The following is a 23,203-nucleotide window of genomic DNA, read 5'->3' on the forward strand; positions in this document are numbered from 1 at the left end:
GATGAGTACGACGGAACAACAACTGACCAAGGGTGGCGCGTTTCTGATTGAGGAGACCACACCGGAGCGCGTCTTCACCCCCGAAGATTTCACGAAGGAACACCAGATGATTGCAGAGACCACGCGTCAGTTTGTCGAGGGCGAAGTGATCCCGAACCAGGAGACCCTGGAGCACCAGGACTGGGAACTCACGGTCAAATTGCTCCGCAAAGCCGGCGAACTCGGCTTGTTGGCGGCCGACGTACCGGAAGAGTACGACGGACTCGGCGCGGACAAAGTGACCTCGGCGCTGATTACCGAGTATCTGACACGCGGCGGATCGTTTGCGTTGAGTCACGGCGCGCACGTGGGGATTGGCTCTTTGCCGATTGTCTTTTTCGGCACCGAGGAACAGCGCAAAAAATACCTTCCGGCACTGGCGAGCGGTGAGAAAATTGCGGCGTACGCGCTGACCGAGCCAGGATCTGGTTCGGACGCGTTGGGCGCGAAGACTGTCGCGAAACTGTCGGACGACGGAAAGTACTACATCCTCAACGGCACAAAGCAGTTCATCACGAACTCCGCGTTCGCGGACGTCTTCGTGGTCTACGCAAAAATCGATGGGGAGAAATTCTCCGCATTCATCGTCGAGCGCGACTTTCCGGGGGTTTCCACGGGCGTGGAAGAGAAGAAGATGGGCATTAAGGCCTCTTCCACCCGCCAACTCATTCTGGAAGATGCCAAGGTGCCGGTGGAGAACCTGCTTGGCGAACCAGGTCGCGGTCATGTGATTGCGTTCAACATCCTCAACATCGGCCGTTACAAGTTGGCCGTTGGCTGCGTGGGAGGCATGAAGGCAGCGCTTGAGACGGCTGTCAAGTACGCGAAGGAACGCAAGCAGTTCCAGACCGCCATCGCGAATTTCCCGCTCATCCAACAAAAGATTGCCAACATGAACATCAAAGCGTACGTCACGGAGAGCATGTGCTACCGTTCTACGGGCGATATCGACAAGCAACTCGAATCCCTCGGCGGCAGCGCAGACGGCCGCACGGTCGCGAAGGCCATTGAGGAGTACGCGCTGGAATGCTCCGTGAACAAGGTGTACGCGTCAGAGGCACTCGACTACGTCGTGGACGAGACGGTTCAGATTTTCGGCGGGGCAGGGTTCATTCAGGACTACCCAGCGGAACGGATGTACCGCGATTCCCGAATCAACCGCATCTTCGAGGGCACGAACGAAATCAACCGCTTGATTATCCCGGACATGTTGCTGCGCAAGGCGATGAAGGGCGAATTGCCGTTGTTGCAAGCGGCGCAAGGTCTGCAGGAAGAACTGATGGGCATGCTCCCGATGGCGGACGAGTCCGAGACGCTCGGTGCGGAAAAGCATCTGCTTCGCATGGCGAAGAAAATCTTCCTGTTCGTAGGCGGTACAGCGGTTCAGAAGTACATGCAAGCGCTGAAGAACGAGCAGGAGATTCTTGCGAACCTCGCAGATATCATCATCGAAATCTACGCCATGGAAAGTGCGATTGCACGCGCCTTGAAGTCTGTGGAAGCTGGTAAGGATGCCGAAAACAAACTCGACATGGTGAAGGTCTACGTACCGGAAGCCATGAGCCGGATTGAGAGCTACGCCCGCGAAGTGCTGGCTTCGATGGAGGAAGGTGACGCACTGCGTACGCAATTGGCGGTGTTGCGCAAACTGACTCGGTTCCAACCGGTGAACTCGAAAGTATTGAAACGTCGGATTGCGGCGCGCGTCATCGAGGCGGAGAAATACCTCGCCTGATCCAGGTGTTGCGTGGCGGAGCGCTGATGTCTGCTTCGCCTACCAAACCCTGACACAGAGACGTGTCTGCACCTGTAACCAACCGTTACCGTAAACGGCAGTCATGCCAATTCAAAAGCCATGGAATCTATGAAGTGCTCCTTCATACATTCCATGGCTTCTTTGATTTGGTAGCGCTGCAACACAACATCACCGCTCAGGGCCGAATATGGCTAAAAACGGCCATCCCATTCTTCTGGAAGGTCCTGAAACTTGATTGATGTTGAGCGATTTGCAAAATTCCTTTAGAGCTGTTCGTTGTTTTGCAAATCGCTGATACTAAGCCATCCCGAATTCCAACGCGCGAACTGGTTTGATATCAAATTCTTGCTTCATTGGAACTGCACTCAATAATGCGCATACAGAAGTTAAATCATTCGCTTCCACAAGAAAATAAAAAACGTGATCAGGATGCCCCATGACAGCAAAATGCACTTTTACTCCTAACTCTTTACACCGCTCAGGAATGGATGGAGCAAATTCCTGTAATGCCTGTCTGATCTCTTCGTTGTACATTCCGCAGTTATCAACATGGTGCCTCGCAGTCACATGAAACAGCATGAAGTACCACTCTCCTTTGCAAATTCCTCCTGAACCAGGTGTTCGTCGTGATTTTGCAAACCGCTGACTTCATTCTGATGTTCGATACATACTTTTTCAATGATTTTCTGTTTCATCATTGGTGTATCGCCTTCTTGTATCAATTCGTGAAGATCTGGTTCTGCATAAGGTACCCACAAAAAGGGGCTGTCCCAAAACCCATCGTAAGATGGGGGGAGGGGACAGCTCCCAATTTCTTGTGGTTCTAGGCGTTTGTACCACATGTGGACCATGCACTAAAACCGCGCGAGATCCGTCTCTGTTTTCGAGTACGGTGCCACATAGACATCCAACCAGGCCTGCGGTAGACTTTCAGTAAGCATGCAGACGGTGTTCAAAACGGGCCCGGGGAGGGACAGCGATGATGGTTCCTGAACATTCGATGGCATGGATTGCGGGGGTGTTTCCGCTCCTCTCCATCATCATACCGTTCGCGTTGTACTACTGGTTGCAGCGAGCCTGGATATGCACACTGGTTATTCTAGCAGGAACTTTGGCAGCGCTGGCGTTTGTTTTCACGTTCCATTTTTGGCCGTGGCTCTTGCTATATCTGTTTTTGTGCTGGCTGGCCTGTTGGGCCGCGCACATGGTCAAGACAGGACAGTTGTTTCCGAAAGCGCGTTGACATCATGTCTCTGGACATTGCTACACGTTGTTTGGAGGCGTGTACCAGTCTGGAAGAATGTACACTGGAACGTTGTGTTTCACTCCAAAGTCGCGGGCAAACGACACGTTGTCGTAGTAGACGTCTATATGATTGCCCACAATCGCGCCGCCCGTATCCTCCGCAACGCGGAACCCGACGCCAGGAATGTATAGCTTGCTGCCATATGGAATGATGCGCGGATCTACCGCCACCGTGACACCCTGAAGTGCTCTCGTCCCGATGGACGTGATGCCGAACCCTGGATCTCCCGGCCGTTTCCCGGTCGATTCATATCCCGCCGTATAGGCGGTGACGGTGCAGAAGAGAAGCTTGGTGCCCGTCGGCATCAACTTTGGCCGCGCGCCGCGAGACGCTAGGACTTCCTTCCGATTTAATACAATACGACGTGAGTCGGTCTCATCCGTTGGGGTCATTGCAGTGTATGTGAGGTGCTGACCAACATGTAACTGTGTTGGGTTTGACACGTGGTTCAGCTGCATGAGGTTTTCTACGGTGACACCTAATTTTTTAGATAAACCCCATAATGTGTCGCCTGGATGAACCGTGTACACCTGGGTCGCAACCGTTCTGAATCGAGCGACCAGCGTGTCAAATTTCTGCGGTACCGGATACATCGCGCTCGCAAAGCACATCCAGGGAGTCAATAGAAAGACGACAGCGGCGGTTAACCACGCAAGTTCGGCTCGACGCATTCGCATCAACTCTCCGTCTCCTCTCATCTCTATCAATGCGTTGCTATCTACCAGCATGGACAGGGAGACGGAAAGATAAACCTCAGGTAGGCACAAAAAAACACCGCTCGCCAACATCCGTAGGCGGCGGTGATAGAGAGGCTGATGAGGTACTTCAGCGGCCAAGCAGGAGGTCAATTTCCGAGCGGTACTTGCCGCCAGGCGTCTCCAGAATCTGTGGAATCTCCTTGAGTGCCTCGTGGTGGACAATGCGCCGAATCGCTTCTAGTCCGAGAGAGCCTTCACCGATATTGGCGTGCCTATCCTTGTGAGATTGAAACGGCGTCTTCGAATCGTTAATGTGTGCCACCTTCAGCCGGTCCAGTCCGATGACGTCGTCAAACTTCTGCAGGAACCCGTCAAAGTCGTTGACGATATCGTATCCAAAGCTGTAGTTGTGGCAGGTGTCAATGCACACGCCCAGCTTTTCCTTGTGTTTGACCAGCGAAATGATTTCCGCGATTTGCTCCAGCGAGTTTCCCACTTTGGATCCGTCTCCTGCCATGGTCTCCAGGCAAATCGTCACCTTCTCTTCACCCGTCAGAATCCCGTTGAGGGCTTCCGCAATCCGCTTGATGGCGTACGCCTCTCCTTCACCCACGTGGCTTCCAGGGTGCATGACGATGTACCGAAAGCCAAGGTACTCCACGCGCTGAATCTCTTCGGTGAGCACAGATATACCGTATTCCCATGTGTCTTCTTTCGGACTGGCCAGATTCACCAGGTACGACAGATGCACGACTGGGTCCTCAATGCCATGCTCGGCCATCAAGGCGAGCCCTTCGTCGCGGTTGAAGTCTTCAATCGGGCGGGCCTTTCCGCCTCTGTTGCTGCGTGTATAGATCATGAAGGTATTTGCATCATAAGAAATGGTTTCTTCTACAGCGGCCAACAGACCTGTTTTTGCGATGGACACGTTGGCGCCGAGGTAAATGCCTTTTTCTGTGTCATAGGTTCGCGGCGACGTCATACAGAAAGCCTCCTCAACGGTGGGATACTTGTCTAGCATACCAACTTTTCAACATAGAGGAAAACCCGGTTTGGAGCCGAGGCGGATGGCGCGACTCACCTGGATATCGGGCGCCGTGGGCAAGTGGTTGCGACAGAAGAAAGGGGGGATGCACGTGGACAAAGAGGAATATCCGAGAATCGGGCGGGTTCGCGTTGTGTACGGCATCATTTTTCTTGCGTTGTCCTCTCTCATCATGCGACTTGGCTACTTGCAGATTGCCCGTGGCGCCGACTTTCGCGTACAGGCTCACACCACAATGTTGTCCCGCATGTCCGTGTTGCCGTCTCGCGGTTGGATCTACGACGCCAACGGCGTGCTGTTGGCCTACAGCAAGCCCTCTTTTTCGATTTCACTCACTCGACTCAACGCGCACAAACAGAACTTTGTGGACATCGCGAAGACCCTGGCTCCGGTACTGGGGATGACCCCGAAGCAATTTCTCGGATTGCTGAACAATGACACGAACAAGAATCAATCACAAGTCGAGCTGTACGACAATGCGAATGAGCAACAGGTGTCGTTTGTCCGGGAACATCAGTCAGACCTGCCAGGCGTGCACGTGGAGGTTGTCCCACAGCGTGTCTACAAGTACGGAGGACTCGCTGGACAGGTCCTTGGCTACGTTGGGAAACAATCGGACAGAGATAGGCCGAAGTACGCGGCCAAGCACTACGGCATCCATCAACTGGTGGGAAAGGATGGTGTCGAACTCCAATACGAAAGCCTGTTGCAGGGGCAGCCTGGATATCGCTTGGTGCAGACCAACACACTCGGTGTGCCCATCAAGGACCTGGGGCTTCATCCAGCACCTGCGGCGGGCAGCACCTTGCAGTTGACGATTGACTCGACGTTGCAGGCCTATGCGCAGCAAATTGTCCTGGACACCCTGAAGGCCGTCCGCGCCAAGCATCATTACAATCCCAAAGAAGCCAGCGCCATCCTGATGAATCCGAACGACGGATCCGTCCTCGCTCTGGTCAGTTACCCGTATTACAATCCGCAGTGGTTCATGGACCAGAAGACGTTGCAGAAGCACTTGGGCTACGTCTGGGATCCAGTGCAGACCCCGACGCTTAACCACGTCATCGCGAGCCGCCATCCGCCGGGGTCCACTGTGAAACCTGTGAACTTGCTCGCCGCGCTGACAGAGGGTGTTATCACGCCGCATACCACCATATCCGATCCGGGTTACGCCGTGGTCGGCACGTACAGGGCCAAGGACGATAGCTTCGCAGGACACGGCCAGGTGGATCCGGTGAAGGCGTTGCAGGTATCCTGCGATACATTTTTCTACCACGTGGGGATGTGGCTTGCAGACTGGTGGGGCGGACCTCCTGCAGGGCAAACCGTGGCAGAGTGGTTGTGGCGAGGACACGTGAAAGGGCTAAACACGCTGTTCCATTGGGAGACCTTGTTCGGACTCGGCAAGAGAACGGGCATTGACCTGCCGGGAGAAGCGCTTGGATCATTCTTTCAGGACGACGCCAGCAGGGGACGGGCCATCCCCTACAACCTGGATGAGGCCATGCGAGCGATAGATACCCAAGGGTATTACCGGAACAACTCTGTATTGTATGACAATGCGGCAGCGGCGATTGGCCAGATGCAGCAGTTCACGCCCATCCAGTTGGCTCAGTACGTGTCCACCTTGGCGAACGGTGGCAGGCGAATTCAACCCCACGTGCTGAAGACGGTCTATCCGTCGGGCGTCGTTCCAGCCAAAGATGCCAAAGGCCAAGTGGTGCAGCCGAAAGTTCTCGGGACCATCCACATCAACCGACAGTACCTGAACATCGTGAAACGGGGGATGTACGACGTCGTAAACACGCTTGGCGGGACTGCGTACGGATCTTTCTACAACGCGCCGTACAAAGCGGCGGGAAAGACCGGCACGGCACAAGTGGGCACAGGAAGGGAAGACACATCGGTGTTCATGGCGTACGCCCCTGCGGACCATCCAGAAGTGGCCGTTGCGGTCATGGTTCCGGGAGGTGGCAGCAGCTACGACACCGCAGTGCCCATGGCTCGGCAATTGTTGGACGTCTACTTCAAGGAACACCACGCACCGTTCTTTGCTCGGTCGGAGTGGATTGAAGCCACCGGTCCCCCACCGAACTGGTTTCAAATGCCCGCTTTCTTGGAAACAGAAGCGGCGGTAGGTTACCCATCGAAATCATCAAAAAATAGGATAGATTCTGGAGGCGTCTCTTGACGCCTCCTGTTGCGTTCCCGTACACTGAAACTGAGCGAGCGCTCAGTCGGAAGGAGGCAGGGGAGTGGGCGTACAGATTGGCAGTAATGTGAAGGACCCAGAGAGGATTCGCGAACGACGTCAGCAAATTGTGGAGGCGGCGGTTCGCCTTTTCTCCGAGAAGGGTTTTCACAAGACGACGACGCGCGAAATTGCCAAGGCGAGCGGATTGTCCAACGGTGCGCTCTACGAGTACGTGAACTCCAAGGAAGACATCCTGTTTCTCGTCTGCCAGCACATCCACAACGAGATTGCGCGGCAGCTGGACATCCATCTGACGGACGCTGATTCCGGTGCGGCCAAACTCCGGCGCGCGATTGAAGGGCTGTTTGCCGTCATGCAACGGATGCAGGCCGACGTGCTCCTCATTTACCAGGAGGCGAAGTCGTTGCCCCGGCCTTACCTACGCGAGGTGCTGCGGCAGGAACAGCGCATTGTGGAGATGTTTGAGCACCTGTTGCAAGAAGGCGTCAAGGACGGGACATTGAAGGTGTCCTGTGAACGGATTCCTCTGCTCGCTCACAACATCGTGGTGATGGGGCAAATGTGGGCGTTCCACCGCTGGGCGCTGAAAGACGTTTCGTTTGAACAGTTTGCAGAGCTGCAAACATCGATATTGATGTCCGCCAGTGGCGCGGTTGACGCGCCTCTGGAGTGACGGAAGGATAGGAGGTATGCGCGACGTGTCAACTCCCATACATGACCAGACCGCTGTACAGCCCGAGCATGAGGCCGTTGCAAACGCCACGAGCATCAATTGGGCGGAAACACAGGAGAAAGAACCTTACAAACCGGTCCATCCAGTGCGCTTTGTCACGGCATCCAGCCTGTTTGACGGTCACGACGCTGCCATCAACATTATGCGTCGCATTCTTCAAGGGACCGGCGTAGAAGTCATTCATCTCGGGCACAACCGTTCTGTCGAAGAGATTGTAAGCGCTGCCATTCAGGAGGATGCGCACGGCATTGCTGTGAGTTCCTATCAAGGCGGCCACGTCGAATTTTTCAAGTACATGTACGACCTGCTGCAAGAGAAGGGCGCTTCTCACATTCACATCTTCGGTGGTGGGGGCGGCGTCATTGTCCCTGAAGAAATCGCAGAGTTGGAGGCGTATGGAATCACCAAGATTTTCTCCCCGGATGATGGCCGCCGCCTCGGACTGCAAGGCATCATCAACTACATGGTGCGGGTCTGTGACCGTGCCCTGGAGAGTAACGTGGAATCCGCGTTGCAGCAGTTGTCTACCCAGGCACCGCACGCCATCGCGCGACTCGTGACGTATGTGGAACAAGCGGGCCAGACCGACTCGGAGGGATATGAAAACGTCATCTCCGTACTTCGCGAACGCGCCAAGAACGTCCCTGTCGTCGGAATCACCGGAACCGGTGGAGCTGGCAAATCGTCCTTGACGGATGAACTGGTGCGGAGGTATTTAAGCGATTTTCCGGACAAGACGATAGCTATTTTTTCGATTGATCCATCGAAACAGAAAACGGGAGGCGCACTGCTCGGAGACCGTATTCGCATGAACGCCGTTCACAATCCTCGCGTGTACATGCGGAGTTTGGCGACCCGGTCGGCGAGGAGCGAGCTGTCTGCAGCGACCAAGGACGCGATTCTCATTGCAAAGGCGGCGGGGTTTGACCTGATTGTCGTTGAAACCAGTGGGATTGGTCAGGGCGATGCTGACGTCGTTTCTGTCGCGGACGTGTCGCTCTACGTCATGACGGCAGAGTATGGAGCACCGTCTCAGCTCGAGAAGATTGACATGCTCGACTACGCAGATCTGGTGGCCATCAACAAGTTTGACCGGCGCGGTTCCGAAGACGCGCTCCGGTATGTCAAAAAGCAGGTGCAGCGGAGTCGCAACGCCTTCCAGAAGAGCGTTGACGAAATGCCCGTCTACGGGACCATTGCAAGCCAATTCAACGACCCAGGCACGAACGTTCTGTACAAAGCTCTGATTGACACCGTGAATCAGAAATGCGGTACGGATTGGCAAAGCCAGCTCGAGGTAGGTCAGGCGGCGGATCGGAAACGGGCCATCATTCCTGGCGACCGGGAGCAATACTTAAGAGACATCGTGAACACCGTACGCAACTACAAGCAGCGGGTGGCCAAGCAGGTATCCCTTGCGCGGAAGGCGTACCAACTGAAGGGCGCCATGACAGTGGTTCAGGAATCCAGTCCAGGAGCAGACGTGACCGCAGTGTTGGAGAAGGTGTATCAGGACACTTGGGTACAACTGGACTACGATGTGCAGCGCATCATTGAAGGGTGGATGGAGAAAAAGTCACGCTACCGCGCGGACGAATTTGTCACCAAAATTCGCGACAAGGAAATCCGCACGTCGTTGTACACAAGGTCTCTTTCCGGGACGCGCATCCCGAAAGTGTGCCTGCCGAATTATGAAGATTGGGGCGAAATCGTCAAGTGGTCGCTCACGGAGAATGTACCGGGCGAGTTCCCGTACACAGCGGGCGTGTTTCCGTTCAAACGCACCGAGGAAGAACCCAAGCGGCAATTCGCGGGAGAAGGGACGCCGGAACGGACCAATCGCCGCTTCCACTACCTTTCCCAAAACGACACTGCAAAGCGCCTCTCCACGGCGTTTGACAGCGTCACACTGTACGGCGAAGATCCGGATACTCGGCCGGACATCTACGGAAAAATTGGGGAAAGCGGTGTCAACGTCTGCACGCTCGACGACATGAAGAAGCTCTATGCGGGTTTCGATTTGTGCGCGCCGACAACGAGCGTGTCCATGACCATCAATGGACCTGCGCCAATTCTTCTTGCAATGTTTTTGAATACTGCGATAGACCAGCAAGTTGAGAAGTTTGTGGAGAGCACGGGGCGCCAGCCGACGTCCGCGGAGTACGAGGAAATCAAGGAGAGGACGTTGCAAACGGTTCGCGGCACCGTGCAGGCGGACATCTTGAAGGAAGATCAAGGTCAGAACACGTGCATTTTCTCCACGGAATTCGCTTTGCGCATGATGGGGGACATCCAGCAGTATTTCATCGACCACAAGGTCAGGAACTACTACTCCGTCAGCATCAGCGGCTACCATATCGCGGAAGCGGGTGCCAACCCCATTTCGCAGTTGGCGTTCACGCTGGCCAACGCGTTTACCTACGTGGAGTATTACCTGAGTCGTGGTATGCACATTGACGACTTTGCACCGAACCTGTCGTTCTTCTTCAGCAATGGCATGGATCCGGAGTATACGGTCATTGGCCGCGTGGCGCGGCGTATCTGGGCCGTCGTGATGCGGGACAAATACGGAGCGAATGAGCGCAGCCAGAAGTTGAAGTACCACGTTCAGACGTCCGGTCGGTCATTGCACGCGCAGGAGATTGACTTCAACGACATTCGAACGACTCTGCAGGCACTCATTGCCATTTACGACAACTGCAACTCGCTGCACACCAATGCCTACGACGAAGCGATTACCACGCCCACGGAAGAATCTGTGCGGCGCGCGATGGCCATCCAGATGATTATCAACCGGGAGTTTGGACTGGCGAAAAACGAAAACCCGCTACAAGGCGCCTTCATCATCGACGAATTGACCGACCTCGTGGAAGAAGCGGTGATGCAGGAGTTCATGCGCATCAACGACCGAGGCGGTGTGCTCGGCGCAATGGAGACGCAGTATCAGCGCAGCAAGATCCAAGAAGAGTCGCTCTACTACGAAGAACTCAAGCACTCTGGGCAGTTGCCGATTATCGGTGTCAACACGTTCATCAATCCCAAGACGCTGGCACCCGACTATCAACCGCCCAAGCTGGAACTTGCACGTGCCACGCAAGAGGAAAAGCAGCAACAGATTCAAAACCTCAAACGGTTCCAGGAAGCGCACAAGGAAGAAGCACCGGCTGCTTTGAAGCGACTGCAACAGGTTGCGCAGCGCGGTGAAAACATCTTTGCCGAGCTGATGGAAACGGTGAAGGTGGCGAGCCTGGGTCAGATTACGCACGCATTGTACGAAGTCGGTGGCAAGTACCGTCGCAATATGTAATCCAGCGCTGGTCAAAAACGGCGCCAGGAGACTCCTGGCGCCGTTTTCATGTCTAGAACACGTGATTCAAGGCGGCTTTTTCGGGCACACTACTGCGCGAAGAACCAGCCGTGGTGTGTTGATCCGTACGCGGTATGGGAACGCAAATCGGAAGGAGGGACACCATGAGACACAAGGAGTGTACGCAGCTCGGGGTGGCGTTGTGCGCTGTGCTACTGTGTCTAACCTCCACGATTGCTGGATTTCCACACGGGAAACACACCGTAAGCTTGGCAAACTCTGCCGTCCGACTGTCGGCGGTTTGTCCGGTGGACCCCAAGACCGACATCCGTGTGGTCCTTTACAAGGGATTGACGACGGACAACCCGGTCCTGACCGTCACGAATCTGGACAAGCCGACGTTTGTAAAGCTGGCCACCGGAATCAACGACGCCACGTTGCAAAACACGGCGCGAGATCCGTTGCAACACGTCCTTGTGTTTTACAAACGCGCGGGTGTAGTTGACCGAAGGTTCTACATTACGAGCACCGGCCTTCTCTACGAACCCGTACACAGCCGTTTCTTCCGACCGGATTCTTCGGCTTCTGCTTTTATCTCCCGGCATCTTGGCGGAGACAACCCTGTTCATTGGAGGTGGTGGTTCTGACACGCGAGCCGTTTGCAGGGCGTGCGCGTTGGCTTCTAGTCATCAGCGGGATCTTCGCGTTGTCTGTGTCGTTGTCCAATACGTTTGTCAACGTATACCTGTGGAAAGTCGATAAGAGCTACGGCGCGATTGGCTGGTACAACCTGGCTGTGTACTGTGTGATGCCTGTCACATTCGTGCTGGCGGGGTGGATTGCCAAAAGAGTTCACAGTGTATTGACGTTGCGTATCGGCATCTGCCTACACGGCGTCTTCTATTTGACCGCTTTGATAGGCGGCACTTGGGTTGCGCGCTGGCCGACTCTGTTAGGTGCCATCATGGGGCTGGCGGGCGGTTTTTACTGGTGTTCGTTCAACGAGTTGAGCTTGCGATTTACCGAGAGTGGGTCGAGAGATCGGTTCTACGGACTCAACGGCGTCATGGGGGCCGTTGCTGGCATCGTCGCGCCACCTGTGGCTGGGTACCTGATCTCCCAAGAAGACCGGTGGGGTGGACTGTCAGGTTACCATTGGATCTTCGGACTGTCTCTAGCACTGTTTGCGTTGGCAACGGTACTCAGCGCCAAGCTTCGGGCCAAAGGGGTTGTAGGTAATCTGTCTCTCACGGTCGTGCGCGAGTCGTTCCGGGTGCGACCGTGGCGAATGATTCTGTTTGGTTGTTCCGTGTATGGACTGCGTGAAGGGGTGTTCCTGTTCCTCATCGCGCTGTTGATGTACATAGCCACCGGAAGTGAACTCAAACTGGGCGAATTCGTGCTTCTACAGAGTGCGCTGTCGTTCGTGTCATTCTACACGGTTAGTCGGCTGCTTTCAGCGCGCCGACGGCTGTGGTTTCTTGGTACGGGTTCGATTTGCATGGCGTTGACCGCGCTCCTGTTCCTACTGCCCGTTCGAGCCAGTTCTTTGGTGTGGTACGGTGCGTTGATTTCTGTCGCCTTACCGTTGTTTTTGGTTCCGCTTCAGGGCTTTGTCTTCGACACCATCAGCCAGTTGCCCAACGCCAAAGAACACCATATGGAGTACATCATCATGCGGGAAGTCTTTGAAAACGTCGGTAGAGTGGTTGGAATTTCGCTGTTCATCGCGCTGGTGACCATCAGTCCCACTGCGAGAACGATTGGCACGTTTGCGGTGGGGTTGGGGTTTGTGCAGCTCATCACCTGGTGGTTGATTTACCTCGGGCAAAGGGAGCGAACGCCCATGGAAAACACCGGGCACCTATACGCGGTTCACCGTAAGGTCAGAGGTTCGTAGAACTTGGTCGCTTATCGGGAAATCCTCGGGAAAGACAAAACGGGAACTTGGGGACAAGTTCCCGTTTTCTATCCCTACGCAACATTTGCAGCGTATTGCAAAATCTCAGATTACTTCCGGAAGAAATCGCGGTTCTTTTGAATAAACTCTTTTTCTTCCTCTGGCACAAAATCTTCCATGTAAATGGCGGAGACAGGGCAAACCGCCTCGCATGCACCACAATCAATGCACAAATCTGGATCAATGTAGTATTGATCTTCGCCTTCGTGGATTGCGTCAACGGGGCAAGTTTCAACACAGTCAGCGGCTTTTTCGCCGATACATGGCGAGGTGATTACAAATGCCACGTAGGACTCCTCCTCAAACATGTTAAGTTACGATACTAGATCAATGATATAACACCACCTACCCCATTTCAACCACGGTGTGGACGGCACGGGGTCAAGCCAGTTCCGAAACGCTACTGTGCCCGTCCGCGGCCGGCGCGGCGGCGTCTGATGAAGCAAAGTCGAGATGTGACGCTCGCTTCGCTTCCCACCAGCGGACGGCCAGAGGGCACAGCTGCGTCATGGCAACAGCCAGGGCGCCGCCGGCAATCACGTCGATGCCGTAGTGGAACCGCAGGTACATGGTAGAGCAGATGATCAAGGTGACCAGCGGAGCGTACAGCCACATCCACTTGCGCCGATACCGCCACACCGAGATCAGCATGACCAGGGATATACCGGTGTGAAGGCTAGGGAAGCAATCCCGTTCCACCAGCACCTGGTCGTGCGTAAACACGCTGGAGATCCCCCCGATGGGGTGCGCGAATTGCACGGTGAAAATAGGGCCAATGGCCGGAACCATGATGTAGGTCAAGTAGCCGATGTAAAAGGTGGACATGGCGGTGAAGACAAATTCCACCACCGCTTTACGGCTGTGCGTCATCATGACAAGGATGGTGCTGTAGGTCAAGACAAACCAGGACATGTACGCTGCGCTAAAAAGGTCCGTCAACGGTTTGCACGTGATATAGCTGAACCACTCGGCAGGAAGTTTTCCGAAGAACAACGCTCTGTCTATGCGCTGCAACGCGATGTCTCGGTCAAACGGGTTGAACACCGAGATGTAGAAGTTGACAATCTTATAAATAGCCAGCATTGTACAAAACGCCAACAGTACGCGAATGAGGTAAGCTAACTTGCGCAGAAGCTGATGGTTCTGTTTGCGTAAGAGCGCCAGCAAAAGTAACAGCAGCATAAACGCACCCGTAAACAGCCAGGTGAAGAGGTTCTGGTACATTCCCACGACAGCGTTTGCCACTTTCCAGTGGTAGTCGCTGATCCCGATAATCTCATCCAACCGCTTCGCAAATACGAAGAAGACCGCTATCGCCAAAGCGGATACGGCGATACCGAGTATTTCGTACAATTCCAGTCTATATATGGACTGTACGCACTGGCGAACCCAACGCACCCGCATGGTGAACTCCTCTCGTATGTATGGAGTAAGTCCGGTTACACCCAATATTCCCCCGGACGTTCAAAATCGTCCAACTTTGATTGTAAATCGTTTGTGCGCCGCTGGAAAGCCATTGCGGCCACTCGTTCCAGTCTCCCCGCATTTGCACAAACCCTAGTCGTAGTGGACCGCAAAAAGTTTTGCAGCGCCACCAACCTATGTCTCAAGATTCCTCCATGTACTCCCGTTCTCGGCGAAAGGAAGGGGGATGACTCTGCCGTGAACACATCGGCCCATATGCTCATAGAATGACGTGTGACGTGGTTGCCGGCACGGTGCTCACCCGCCCGAGAGGGTGTTTATATAGGGGAATCTGGGTTCGTCCGCCTTGTCTCGGGGTAGGGCGGTAGGACCCACCTCCTCCCCCAATCAACGATGTTGTGTGAAAATACTTTCCCCGTCCAGACCGCATACGGAGCACTATCCCGCCATATGAATGGAAAAAAAGAGAAGGAAGGGATTTCGTTGTTCCAATGTCCAGTGTGCGGAGAGTTAATGGAGGCGCTTACAAATGTCCACTGCGTCGCACGCCACCAAACAACGAAACAGGAATTGATTGCGCGTCACGGTTCACCAAAGTACGTCGCGCCTCGAATTGACAGCGAGGTGCAACGGTGGATCCGTGACGCGCAAGTCATTACGAAGCTGGATTTTGAGCTTGCACAGGCTGCCGCTCGCACGATGCTCCGACGCCGAACGTCTCACGGTTAGAAAAAGAGACTCCGCGTTGTTCGAGCCCGGCGCTCTGCAAAAGTGACATGCAAGTGATACGCAACCTAGCTCAGCGGCGTATTGCAAAACACTAAGGTTGATAAACACGCCTCGAATCGATCATACTGGATTGTAAATGAAAAGAGGCACTGTGCCTCTTTTCTATGTGATAGCGACCGTGTGTGTCGTACATTGCCCACTCGTGGGAAAAGATTGGGGTGCCTAGTTTGGCCAATTTCGTAACGCATAAAGAGGGGCGGTTCTCCGTTCACGTACTTGCGACGGACAAGTTTCGTACACGCCATCTCGCGTTGAAGCTGTCGCGTCCTGTCCAACGTGAAACCGTCACTGAAAGTGCCATGCTGCCGTACCTGTGGATGGAGGGTACCGCGCAGCACCCGTCTGCATTGGAAATCACGCGCTACGCAGATGAGTTGTTTGGCGCCTCTGTTCGCACCTTTATCAACAAACGAGGAAATCGACACGTACTAGAAGTGCAGGCAAGTGCTCCCGAAGAAGGCACTGTAACCGGTGCCAAAGAGGTGATTGAGAAACTGGAGGACTTGTTGCTGCAAATCGCTTCGGACCCTGCGCTGGGCGACCGCGGCTTTCTTCCCGAGCACGTGGAGCGCGAACGGGGTCTGCACGAGCGGCGGATTCAAAGTGTGTTCGACGACAAAATTACATACGCCATGGAGCGTTGCCTGGAGGAGATGTGCCAGGGACAGCCGGAAGGTCTGGCGCGCCTGGGGTATATCGAAGATCTGCGTAAGGTCGACAAGGATAGGTTGTGGCAAGTGTACCAGGAAATCCTCGCCACATGCGACGTCCACATGTACGTGGTGGGGCACGTGCAGGACGTTCAGGCGACCTTGCAACGCATGATGGGGAAGCTTCACCAGGCGTTTGGACAAGGTAATGCCCCTGACACGAAGCCGGTTCGCGCGCTCGCAATCCGCAACGGGGACACCAGAGAAGTGGTGGAGTCCGAGTCCGTGCAACAAGGAAAGCTGAACCTAGGGTTCCGCACAGGCGTTTCCTACGGCGATGCTGAGTACTTACCTTTACTCGTGGCAAACGGAATCCTTGGGGGGTTTCCTCACTCCAAGCTGTTCATGAACGTTCGCGAAAAGGCCAGCTTGGCGTATTACGCCTCCAGTCGCCTGGATGGCCTCACTGGTATCGTCGCAGTACAGACGGGCATCGAAGTGGGGAATAAGGCGCAAGCGTACGACATCATTTTACGGCAAGTGGAAGCGCTGAAGGCGGGTGACGTGACCGACGAGGAACTCGACTTCACGCTGCGCGGCTTGCGTAACCAGTATCGACAAGTGTTGGACCAGCCGATGTCGTTGACGGAGATCCATTTCAGTGGCGTGTTGGCAGGAATTCACCGAAGTGTTGAAGACTTGCTCGACCAGATTTCTGCGGTGGGCAAAGAAGACGTGGTTCGCGCCGCCCAGACACTGGAATTGGATACCGTCTACTTTTTGAACAATCAGGAGGTGAACGCGAGTGCGTGAAATCTCCTATGACAGACTTCACCAGACCCTTATCCAGGACAAACTGGACAACGGGCTCGTCGTGTATTTGCTGCCCAAACCTGGATTTCAACAAACGTTCGCCACGTTCACGACCCGGTATGGGTCGATTGACAGGACGTTCAAATTGCAAGGAGCCGCTGAGCCCACGACGGTTCCAGACGGGATTGCGCACTTTCTGGAACACAAAATGTTTGAAAAGGAACACGGCGACGTATTTCCAGAGTTTGCAAAACACGGCGCTTCAGCCAACGCGTTTACGACGTTTGACCTGACGACGTACTTGTTTTCCTGCACAGACGACGTGGCGAAAAACACCGAGGTGTTGCTCGACTTTGTCCAGGATCCGTGGTTTTCCGAGCGAAGCGTGGAAAAGGAAAAGGGAATCATTGGCCAGGAAATACGGATGTACGATGACAATCCGGATTGGCTGGTGTTCTTCAACTTACTGCAAGCCATGTACAAGGAGCATCCAGTGCAGGTGCCTATCGCGGGTACGGTGGAGTCCATCGCGAAGATAGACCCCGATACATTGTACCAGTGCCATAAAACGTTCTACCATCCGTCCAATATGGTGTTCTTTGCGGTTGGCGGATTTGAACCAAAGGCCATGTTGCAGTGGATCCGGGAGAACCAAGCCAAGAAGCAGTTCGGACCCGCACCTGTCGTAGAGAGAATTTTTCCTGAGGAACCTCCCCAGGTGGATGCACCAGAAGTCACGGCGAAGCTCGGCGTCAGTCAACCGCGCTGCTTTATCGGTTGGAAGGACGCAAAGACCGGCTTGACGGGTCCGGAGCAATTGGAGCAGGAAATCCTAACGGGCGTTCTGCTCGACGCGTTGTTCGGACGAAGCAGCGACTTTTACCACCGATTGATTGACGAGAACCTGATTGACCAGAATTTTTCCTGGGAGTACGAATGTGCCCCTACCTACGGATACTCCGTTGTCGGGGGGAATACACCCAATCCGCAGCGCCTCGTGCAGACGGTTCAGACCCTGTTGACCGAGGCACAACAACGCGGCGTGTCCGAGGAGGACTTCGAACGCAGTCGGCGCAAGGCCATCGGGCGCTTCATTACGTCCGTGGACAATCCCAACTATGTTGCACGCGCATTTGTGAGTTACGCGCTCCGCGGGGCGGACATGTTTGAGACGGCGGACGTGCTGGAACGGATTACGTTGGAGCAGGCAAATCAGCGACTGCGCGAGCACTTTGTGCCTGAGCAACGGTCGGTATCCATGGTGTTGCCGAAGTAAATTGGGGAACCATCAAATCGCATGACAGAACAAGTGACGTGCTGCAGGCTTCCACTGCGAGCACGTCATTGTTTTTGTGAGGTGACATTCTGAAGTTGTGCCTCAACGCGGGTAGTGAAGGTGCAGCTGTGCGCTGCGTGGGCAGTTCTCCATTAATCTTCCGGGTATACGCCTGTGAGGTCGTGAATGACGACACTGGCCAGAATGAGCCCTGCGACGGACGGCACGTAAGCGGTGCTGGCCGGCGGCATCTTCGCTTTGCGCACCTTCGACGTAGCCTCCACTTCCGGTGAGACAATTTGCTGCCGCACGTCTTCCCTGGGCGTGCGCGGGCGCTCCGTCGAGCACACCGTTTTGACCCCTTTGGTGATGCCGTATTTTTTCAACTCTCGGCGCAACACCTTTGCGATGGGATCAATGCGCGTCTGTGACAAGTCCATGACACGAAAACGGGTTGGGTCCAGCTTGTTGGCTGCGCCCATGCTGGACACGATGGGAATGTTTCGCTGGACACACTCTTTGATGAGGAGAATTTTCGCCGTGACAATGTCAATCGCGTCTACGACGTAGTCCAGCGGAAACTGAAACAGCTGTTCTTTGGTGTCTTCGAGAAAGAACGTTTGCAGCGCGATGACTTCACAATCCGGATTGATTTGGGCAATGCGCTCTTTCATGACTTCAACCTTCGGTCGACCGATGGTGGTCACCAGCGCAGGAATCTGCCGATTCACGTTGGTAATGTCCACCACATCTTTGTCAATCAGGATGAGCCGTCCAATGCCCGTTCGGGCGAGCGCTTCCATTGCGAACGAGCCAACGCCGCCTGCTCCAAGGACTGCGACCGTTTTGGTTTTCAGTTTTTCAACGCCTTCTTTGCCAAAGACGAGTTCGGTTCGAGAAAACTGCGTTAAAATCGCCAACACTTCCTGTCTTGTCGGAGTTCACGGCAAGAGGCCGCATACGCACATTATACGGAATTGTCTCGGACAATCCATACTCGTGCGGCGGCTTGCGTGGGAGCCTGCATGATTCAACATGCGTTTGTCTTTGCTGGGTTATGCGCGAGCGGAGGGGCGGCCGGGCCGTGGTGCGGCTCCACTCACCCCGATGCCCCGTTCCGCTGAACCCAATGGCCTCTGTGTTCCATGGCGTACCACTGTCCCTGTACGTTTGCCACCAATTGACTTGCGCCGTGCCTGCCGACAAAGTGGAGCGACTGCACGGGCGCGTCCGGCAGGTTGCCGCTGATGTCCGTCCACTGTGTGCCACCGTCAAACGTCTCGTACACGTGCCCTGGCAAGTCTGGTGTGGCGGCGGAATACCCGTCGAAGCCGACGACAGCCGCGTCCCCATCCGGTTTGTCCGGACAGATGGCAATCGCAGTGATGGTGCGGTTGGGCAACCCGAAGGACCTGTCCTGCCAATGACCGTTTACCCCGACGGAGAGACTGCCGGCGAGCGTTCCGACGTACCAGGTGGATCCGAGTTTTGACAGTGCCGTGATCCCGTCGACGCGGTATCCCTCGGAGCCGGCTACTGCCGCCTCCGTCAAATCCGGAGAGATCTGCTGCCAACTCGATGTTTTCGAGTTCCACTTGGAAATAAAGTGCACGGCCCGATACACTTGCTGCCCATCTGTCCAATACACCGGTGCGGGTCCGTTCGGCAGAGGTGCGTCGCTTTGTGCAGTCACTGCAGCCGGCGAGAAAGAGGTCGCAGAAACGCCGGAATCTGCTTGTTTCACGACGGTACTGGGGTTCGCGACTTCGTCGCCCAGCCTGTGGGTGCTCCAATTCGAGATGAGTGTAGCCCCTTGCAAACTGACGGCCAGCAGTGCCACAACCGCGAGCCAGCCGACTGCGTTTCGCCGAGCCAGTGACTTTTGCCAGTTTGCATTCATGCCGATTTACCTCCGAATGCGAGTTTGGAACCAGCATAAAAGACACACTCGGAAAACCCTGTCAAACCGTTGGCGCAAAGGAGAAAAATGTTTCTACATCTTTCGCACTTTTGTGTGCCCGCATGACGCAATTCGACGTTGCAGGATTACGTGTCACGAGCTGTTCACTCGGCCGCGGCCGTGGTGTTGCGCGCACCGCGGACAAGCTGTGAGGGTGGCTCTGCGCAGAGGATGCAGAGTTTGTGCATGGCACGCGTACACGCAACGTAGAGGAGTTTGGCGTCGAGCGATTGCCGTCGATAATTGTCTTCACTGACGCCAGATATGATGACGCCGTCAAATTCAAGACCTTTGGTCAGATGGACAGGGGCAACCGAGATGCCGCCGTGGTACGTGGTGTCTTGCCCAGTCAGAGGTGCGCCTCCATTCCGAGGGCGTTCAGTTGGTCTGCCATGCGTTTGCCTTCGGCCAGCGTGCGCGTGACAACGGCTGCAGACTGCGTCCCTGCCGCTCGCCACGCGGACAACATCTCTGCGATGACGCGCGGTTGTTCACGGATGGGCACGGTCTGTACGAGGACCGGTTCGCCGCTGCGGAACACAGGCTTTGCCAGCGTCTCTTGGACGGACGCCTCGGCGAGTACAGAATTGGCGAACTCAATGATTTCCACCGTAGACCGATAACTTCTGTCCAACGTAAATTTCTGAGATTTCCCCTCGAATAAGTCCGAAAACGCTTGCCAATCGGAAATTCCGTAGAGCGAGTAGATATTCTGGGCGGTGTCGCCGAGGATGGTAAACGAGTTGGAAGGACAGAACGCTTTGAGCACCCACACTTGAAATGGCGAAAAGTCCTGTGCTTCGTCGATAACCACGTGGTCGAACATGTACGAACTGTCGCTACCGCGAAGGCGGGTGTGCAGGTAGACCAGGGCTGGCAATTCTTCGCGGCGTACGGTGGTGTATCCCGTATGGACTTTCCGTGTCCGCTTCGACCGCGTGTTCTCCTCTGACGGGCCGGCAATTCCTAGGGCGACCACTGCTTCGCGGTAGACCTCCAGAGGCCGACAGTCCGGCCACAGCCGTTCATATGCCTTCAGCCGCTGCATGGCTTTCTTGCGGTCAAACGAAATCCCCTTGCTTTTCCGTACTTTGGCCTCTGTTTCAATCACGCGTTTCAAGCGCGAGAGGATTCTCTCTCGGCGTTGGGCCAGTGGGTAGTGCGCGTATTCGTGTGAGAACCACTCGCGAATGGTCGCCGAATCGACGCTCAGATGGCTGCCTGCGTCAAAGTCTGCAGCCGGTACCATGTTCGCTTCAAATCCGGACAAGTACGCGTCGAGGTCGCGAGCAAACTGAACGGACCCGCGGTATCGAATCTGCTCAACCAGCGCGTTGTCTGTCATTCCGTTGGGCTGGAACCACTGTTCCAGGATCTCGCTGTGGTCCGCCACTTTTACCGGTGCCGCTGACGACACCCTCTGGAGAGACGTATTGTGCTGTGTCCGTCGCACCGGTAAATGAATAGAAGAGACTGCTGACCGGCGCGCGCCAATCTGCCACCAGCACATCTCCCGTATCCGCCTTTTGCAGTCCGACCTTGCCGATGTACAGTGGAGTGGGTTCAGGAGCCTCATCAGGCTGAAAGTCGATTCGCCCGAAGTAAGGCTCTCGCGCTGCAATGGCCAAGTTTGTACGCTGCTGTTCGCGGATGGCGTCCAACGACTGTTCGACGAGGTCTTCGCCGTAGTACCGTGGCAGACGGTCCAGTTTCTCACGTTGCCTATCAATCTCCGTGAGCGTCTCCGACAGTTTACGAGCTTCGTAAGCATACCCATGAGTGGATTCCATCACCGCACTCCTTTCTCTTCCAATCTTGAATCCAACTCAGAGGACTCAAAATTCTACTGCAATTTCCAGCCAAAATCAACCAGAACGTTGGGCGGCAGTCGGTCCATTCCGTGTACTGGTGGTTCATGTATTCCCGGTCGAGCGAAATTACGTTACAGTGAAAGAAGTGCGGATGATTGCCACAACTTTCATTTCTGTCTACACTTGGGACCACATCATGGAGAGGATGACGACCTGTGCGAACGCTCGCTTTTCCGATTGCGCTCACGACGATGTTTCTCTTTGGAGCGTTCGACATCACACGGGGTGTCTCGGCACCGTTCATGCAGTTCGATTGGCAGCTGACGTATTTTCAACTCGGGATGGCCTTCGCTGCCAACTCCTTCGGATACGTTTTTGGCAGTTTCGTCAGCGGGTTTGCTGTCGATACGTTTGGGATGCGACAGGTGATTTTGTGCGGGGGATTGCTCACTGTTCTCGGATTAGCCACGTTCGTTTCGTTGCACGGGTTCGGCTGTGTCGTAGCTGGTTTTCTCCTGTACGGAATGGGCACAGGCACTTTGGAAATCGGCGTGAACGGCGTCGTTCCAGCAGTGGCTTCGACGGAGCAGCAAAGAGCGGGCTACTTCAATACGCTGCACGGGCTCTACGGACTTGGCGCCTTCGGCTTTCCGGTGCTGGCGGCCTGGATCATCGGCGCGTTACATAGCTGGCGCAGTCTCTATGTGTTGTTGGGCGCGTGCCTTCTGTGCGTCTTGGGGGTCACATGGCTCAGTCGCGATCCGCTCCTGCGACGCACCGCCTCAGCCATTACTAGGCTCGCACGCACAGCGGACGGCCCGCGGCGCTCAGCGGTCTACAAAAGTCCCTTGCTTTACACGCTACTGGTTTCCATCACCGCGTACGTGATGGCGGAGACGGCCGTCTGTGGCTGGCTGCCCACTTATCTTGTGAACGTCCGCCACACGTCTGTCGAGCAAGGTTCACTGTGTCTATCCGGGTTTTACCTGACGTTTACCATCGGTCGCCTGAGCGCGCCACTGTGGGTTACGCGGCTTGGCAACTATCGCGCAATTCTAATCAGTACGTGCCTTTCACTCGGGTCCGTCGGCATGGCGCTGTCGGTGAAATCCACGCTGCCCTTGTTCATGGTTGCAGGCGCCGGCTTTGCCATCGTCTTTCCGACCATTGCATCGGTTGCCAGTCACGAGTTTCGCGAGGACGCCGGTGCGGTGATAGGCTTTCTGTTCACGGCGGCTGGCGTCGGAACCATGGTGCTGAACACGTTCATCGGCTGGATGGCGTCGTCGTTTGGTTTGGCCCTCGGCTTTTCGTTCGTACTGGTTTTCTTGTTCCTTGTGTTGTTGAGTACGGCAGTGGCGCGTTGGCTCTCTCGACACCACGTGATGTTGGAGCAATCGAAAGCCATCGGGAGGTGACT

The 23,203-nt window shown here is 55.2% G+C and carries 21 protein-coding genes; 11 read left to right on the plus strand and 10 right to left on the minus strand.

The window, feature by feature from the left end; all coding sequences use genetic code 11:
• Nucleotide 1 precedes the first annotated feature (1 nt).
• Nucleotides 2-1,774: an acyl-CoA dehydrogenase family protein gene (locus tag YWK_RS0101775; protein WP_026963439.1), complete on the plus strand. Its 1,773-nt coding sequence runs from the start codon at nucleotides 2-4 to the stop codon at nucleotides 1,772-1,774.
• Nucleotides 1,775-2,092: 318 nt separating this feature from the next.
• On the opposite strand, the gene YWK_RS0101780 is transcribed toward YWK_RS0101775, so the two are convergent.
• Nucleotides 2,093-2,374 carry a DUF3303 family protein gene (locus tag YWK_RS0101780; RefSeq protein ID WP_026963440.1) on the minus strand — a complete coding sequence of 94 codons (282 nt, stop codon included), beginning with the start codon at nucleotides 2,372-2,374 and terminating at the stop codon, nucleotides 2,093-2,095.
• Between the two features lie 400 nt (nucleotides 2,375-2,774).
• On the opposite strand from YWK_RS0101780, the gene YWK_RS0101790 reads away from it, so the two are divergent.
• Nucleotides 2,775-3,038 (plus strand): hypothetical protein, encoded by a 264-nt coding sequence (locus YWK_RS0101790; RefSeq protein ID WP_026963441.1) that lies wholly within the window; start codon nucleotides 2,775-2,777, stop codon nucleotides 3,036-3,038.
• A gap of 20 nt (nucleotides 3,039-3,058) precedes the next feature.
• Here the strand turns inward: YWK_RS0101790 and YWK_RS22605 are convergent, their stop codons facing one another.
• Complete coding sequence (locus tag YWK_RS22605) at nucleotides 3,059-3,778, minus strand: 3D domain-containing protein (protein WP_051374892.1); 720 nt, start codon at nucleotides 3,776-3,778, stop codon at nucleotides 3,059-3,061.
• 148 nt (nucleotides 3,779-3,926) lie between these two features.
• Entirely contained in the window at nucleotides 3,927-4,781 is an 855-nt protein-coding gene (locus YWK_RS0101800) for a deoxyribonuclease IV (RefSeq protein WP_026963442.1), read from the minus strand.
• A gap of 85 nt (nucleotides 4,782-4,866) precedes the next feature.
• Here YWK_RS0101800 and mrdA point away from each other — a divergent pair, with 85 nt between their 5' ends.
• The 5 genes from mrdA (at nucleotide 4,867) to YWK_RS17835 (ending at nucleotide 12,999) form a co-directional block, all read left to right on the plus strand.
• The gene (gene mrdA, locus YWK_RS17830; protein WP_051374894.1) at nucleotides 4,867-7,035 is read left to right on the plus strand and encodes a penicillin-binding protein 2; all 2,169 of its coding nucleotides are present in this window, start codon (nucleotides 4,867-4,869) and stop codon (nucleotides 7,033-7,035) included.
• 64 nt (nucleotides 7,036-7,099) lie between these two features.
• The gene (locus YWK_RS0101810; protein ID WP_026963443.1) at nucleotides 7,100-7,732 is read left to right on the plus strand and encodes a TetR/AcrR family transcriptional regulator; all 633 of its coding nucleotides are present in this window, start codon (nucleotides 7,100-7,102) and stop codon (nucleotides 7,730-7,732) included.
• 94 nt (nucleotides 7,733-7,826) lie between these two features.
• Complete coding sequence (gene icmF, locus YWK_RS0101815) at nucleotides 7,827-11,099, plus strand: fused isobutyryl-CoA mutase/GTPase IcmF (protein WP_026963444.1); 3,273 nt, start codon at nucleotides 7,827-7,829, stop codon at nucleotides 11,097-11,099.
• Between the two features lie 164 nt (nucleotides 11,100-11,263).
• Complete coding sequence (locus YWK_RS0101820; RefSeq protein WP_026963445.1) at nucleotides 11,264-11,746, plus strand: hypothetical protein; 483 nt, start codon at nucleotides 11,264-11,266, stop codon at nucleotides 11,744-11,746.
• A complete protein-coding gene (locus YWK_RS17835) occupies nucleotides 11,734-12,999 on the plus strand; it encodes an MFS transporter (RefSeq protein ID WP_245578480.1) in 1,266 nt (421 codons plus the stop codon). The genes YWK_RS0101820 and YWK_RS17835 overlap by 13 nt, the downstream gene beginning before the upstream one ends.
• 110 nt (nucleotides 13,000-13,109) lie before the next feature.
• Here YWK_RS17835 and YWK_RS0101830 read toward each other — a convergent pair whose 3' ends face one another.
• On the minus strand, nucleotides 13,110-13,346 hold the full coding sequence (locus tag YWK_RS0101830; RefSeq protein ID WP_026963446.1) for a ferredoxin family protein: 237 nt from the start codon (nucleotides 13,344-13,346) through the stop codon (nucleotides 13,110-13,112).
• Nucleotides 13,347-13,440: 94 nt separating this feature from the next.
• Nucleotides 13,441-14,463, minus strand: coding sequence for a phosphatase PAP2 family protein (locus YWK_RS0101835; protein WP_026963447.1), 1,023 nt, complete (start codon nucleotides 14,461-14,463; stop codon nucleotides 13,441-13,443).
• A 471-nt stretch (nucleotides 14,464-14,934) separates the two neighbouring features.
• On the opposite strand from YWK_RS0101835, the gene YWK_RS17840 reads away from it, so the two are divergent.
• From YWK_RS17840 to yfmH, 3 genes are all read left to right on the plus strand, one after another.
• Nucleotides 14,935-15,213, plus strand: a complete 279-nt coding sequence (locus YWK_RS17840; RefSeq protein WP_035465682.1) for a hypothetical protein — start codon at nucleotides 14,935-14,937, stop codon at nucleotides 15,211-15,213.
• 227 nt (nucleotides 15,214-15,440) lie between these two features.
• Complete coding sequence (gene yfmF, locus YWK_RS17845) at nucleotides 15,441-16,736, plus strand: EF-P 5-aminopentanol modification-associated protein YfmF (protein WP_035465683.1); 1,296 nt, start codon at nucleotides 15,441-15,443, stop codon at nucleotides 16,734-16,736.
• Complete coding sequence (gene yfmH / locus YWK_RS0101850; RefSeq protein WP_026963448.1) at nucleotides 16,729-18,012, plus strand: EF-P 5-aminopentanol modification-associated protein YfmH; 1,284 nt, start codon at nucleotides 16,729-16,731, stop codon at nucleotides 18,010-18,012. The genes yfmF and yfmH overlap by 8 nt, the downstream gene beginning before the upstream one ends.
• Before the next feature lie 152 nt (nucleotides 18,013-18,164).
• Here yfmH and YWK_RS0101855 read toward each other — a convergent pair whose 3' ends face one another.
• The 5 genes from YWK_RS0101855 to YWK_RS22070 all read right to left on the minus strand — a co-directional run bounded on the left by YWK_RS0101855 (nucleotide 18,165) and on the right by YWK_RS22070 (nucleotide 21,762).
• A complete protein-coding gene (locus tag YWK_RS0101855; RefSeq protein ID WP_026963449.1) occupies nucleotides 18,165-18,926 on the minus strand; it encodes a tRNA threonylcarbamoyladenosine dehydratase in 762 nt (253 codons plus the stop codon).
• Nucleotides 18,927-19,111: 185 nt separating this feature from the next.
• The gene (locus YWK_RS0101860; protein ID WP_026963450.1) at nucleotides 19,112-19,912 is read right to left on the minus strand and encodes a beta propeller repeat protein; all 801 of its coding nucleotides are present in this window, start codon (nucleotides 19,910-19,912) and stop codon (nucleotides 19,112-19,114) included.
• 164 nt (nucleotides 19,913-20,076) lie between these two features.
• A complete protein-coding gene (locus tag YWK_RS22780; protein WP_084453396.1) occupies nucleotides 20,077-20,430 on the minus strand; it encodes an ATP-binding domain-containing protein in 354 nt (117 codons plus the stop codon).
• Complete coding sequence (locus tag YWK_RS0101865) at nucleotides 20,322-21,365, minus strand: UvrD-helicase domain-containing protein (protein WP_169727119.1); 1,044 nt, start codon at nucleotides 21,363-21,365, stop codon at nucleotides 20,322-20,324. The genes YWK_RS22780 and YWK_RS0101865 overlap by 109 nt, the downstream gene beginning before the upstream one ends.
• Nucleotides 21,295-21,762, minus strand: a complete 468-nt coding sequence (locus YWK_RS22070) for a hypothetical protein (protein WP_026963452.1) — start codon at nucleotides 21,760-21,762, stop codon at nucleotides 21,295-21,297. Before YWK_RS22070 ends, YWK_RS0101865 begins: the two co-directional genes overlap by 71 nt.
• Nucleotides 21,763-21,998: 236 nt before the next feature.
• On the opposite strand from YWK_RS22070, the gene YWK_RS20705 reads away from it, so the two are divergent.
• Complete coding sequence (locus tag YWK_RS20705; RefSeq protein ID WP_051374898.1) at nucleotides 21,999-23,201, plus strand: MFS transporter; 1,203 nt, start codon at nucleotides 21,999-22,001, stop codon at nucleotides 23,199-23,201.
• Nucleotides 23,202-23,203: the final 2 nt, after the last annotated feature.

It is taken from the genome of Alicyclobacillus pomorum DSM 14955 (genome assembly GCF_000472905.1).
Lineage (GTDB): Bacteria > Bacillota > Bacilli > Alicyclobacillales > Alicyclobacillaceae > Alicyclobacillus_A > Alicyclobacillus_A pomorum.

Bases quoted from the DNA above. Each gene is read 5' to 3' on its own strand.
- YWK_RS0101780 (WP_026963440.1), bottom strand. From the start codon at position 2,374: ATGCTGTTTCATGTGACTGCGAGGCACCATGTTGATAACTGCGGAATG.
- YWK_RS0101800 (WP_026963442.1), bottom strand. From the start codon at position 4,781: ATGACGTCGCCGCGAACCTATGACACAGAAAAAGGCATTTACCTCGGC.
- YWK_RS22605 (WP_051374892.1), bottom strand. From the start codon at position 3,778: ATGCGAATGCGTCGAGCCGAACTTGCGTGGTTAACCGCCGCTGTCGTC.
- YWK_RS17840 (WP_035465682.1), top strand. From the start codon at position 14,935: ATGAATGGAAAAAAAGAGAAGGAAGGGATTTCGTTGTTCCAATGTCCA.
- YWK_RS0101775 (WP_026963439.1), top strand. From the start codon at position 2: ATGAGTACGACGGAACAACAACTGACCAAGGGTGGCGCGTTTCTGATT.
- YWK_RS0101790 (WP_026963441.1), top strand. From the start codon at position 2,775: ATGATGGTTCCTGAACATTCGATGGCATGGATTGCGGGGGTGTTTCCG.
- YWK_RS0101860 (WP_026963450.1), bottom strand. From the start codon at position 19,912: ATGAATGCAAACTGGCAAAAGTCACTGGCTCGGCGAAACGCAGTCGGC.
- YWK_RS22070 (WP_026963452.1), bottom strand. From the start codon at position 21,762: ATGGAATCCACTCATGGGTATGCTTACGAAGCTCGTAAACTGTCGGAG.
- mrdA (WP_051374894.1), top strand. From the start codon at position 4,867: ATGGCGCGACTCACCTGGATATCGGGCGCCGTGGGCAAGTGGTTGCGA.
- YWK_RS0101835 (WP_026963447.1), bottom strand. From the start codon at position 14,463: ATGCGGGTGCGTTGGGTTCGCCAGTGCGTACAGTCCATATATAGACTG.
- YWK_RS0101820 (WP_026963445.1), top strand. From the start codon at position 11,264: ATGAGACACAAGGAGTGTACGCAGCTCGGGGTGGCGTTGTGCGCTGTG.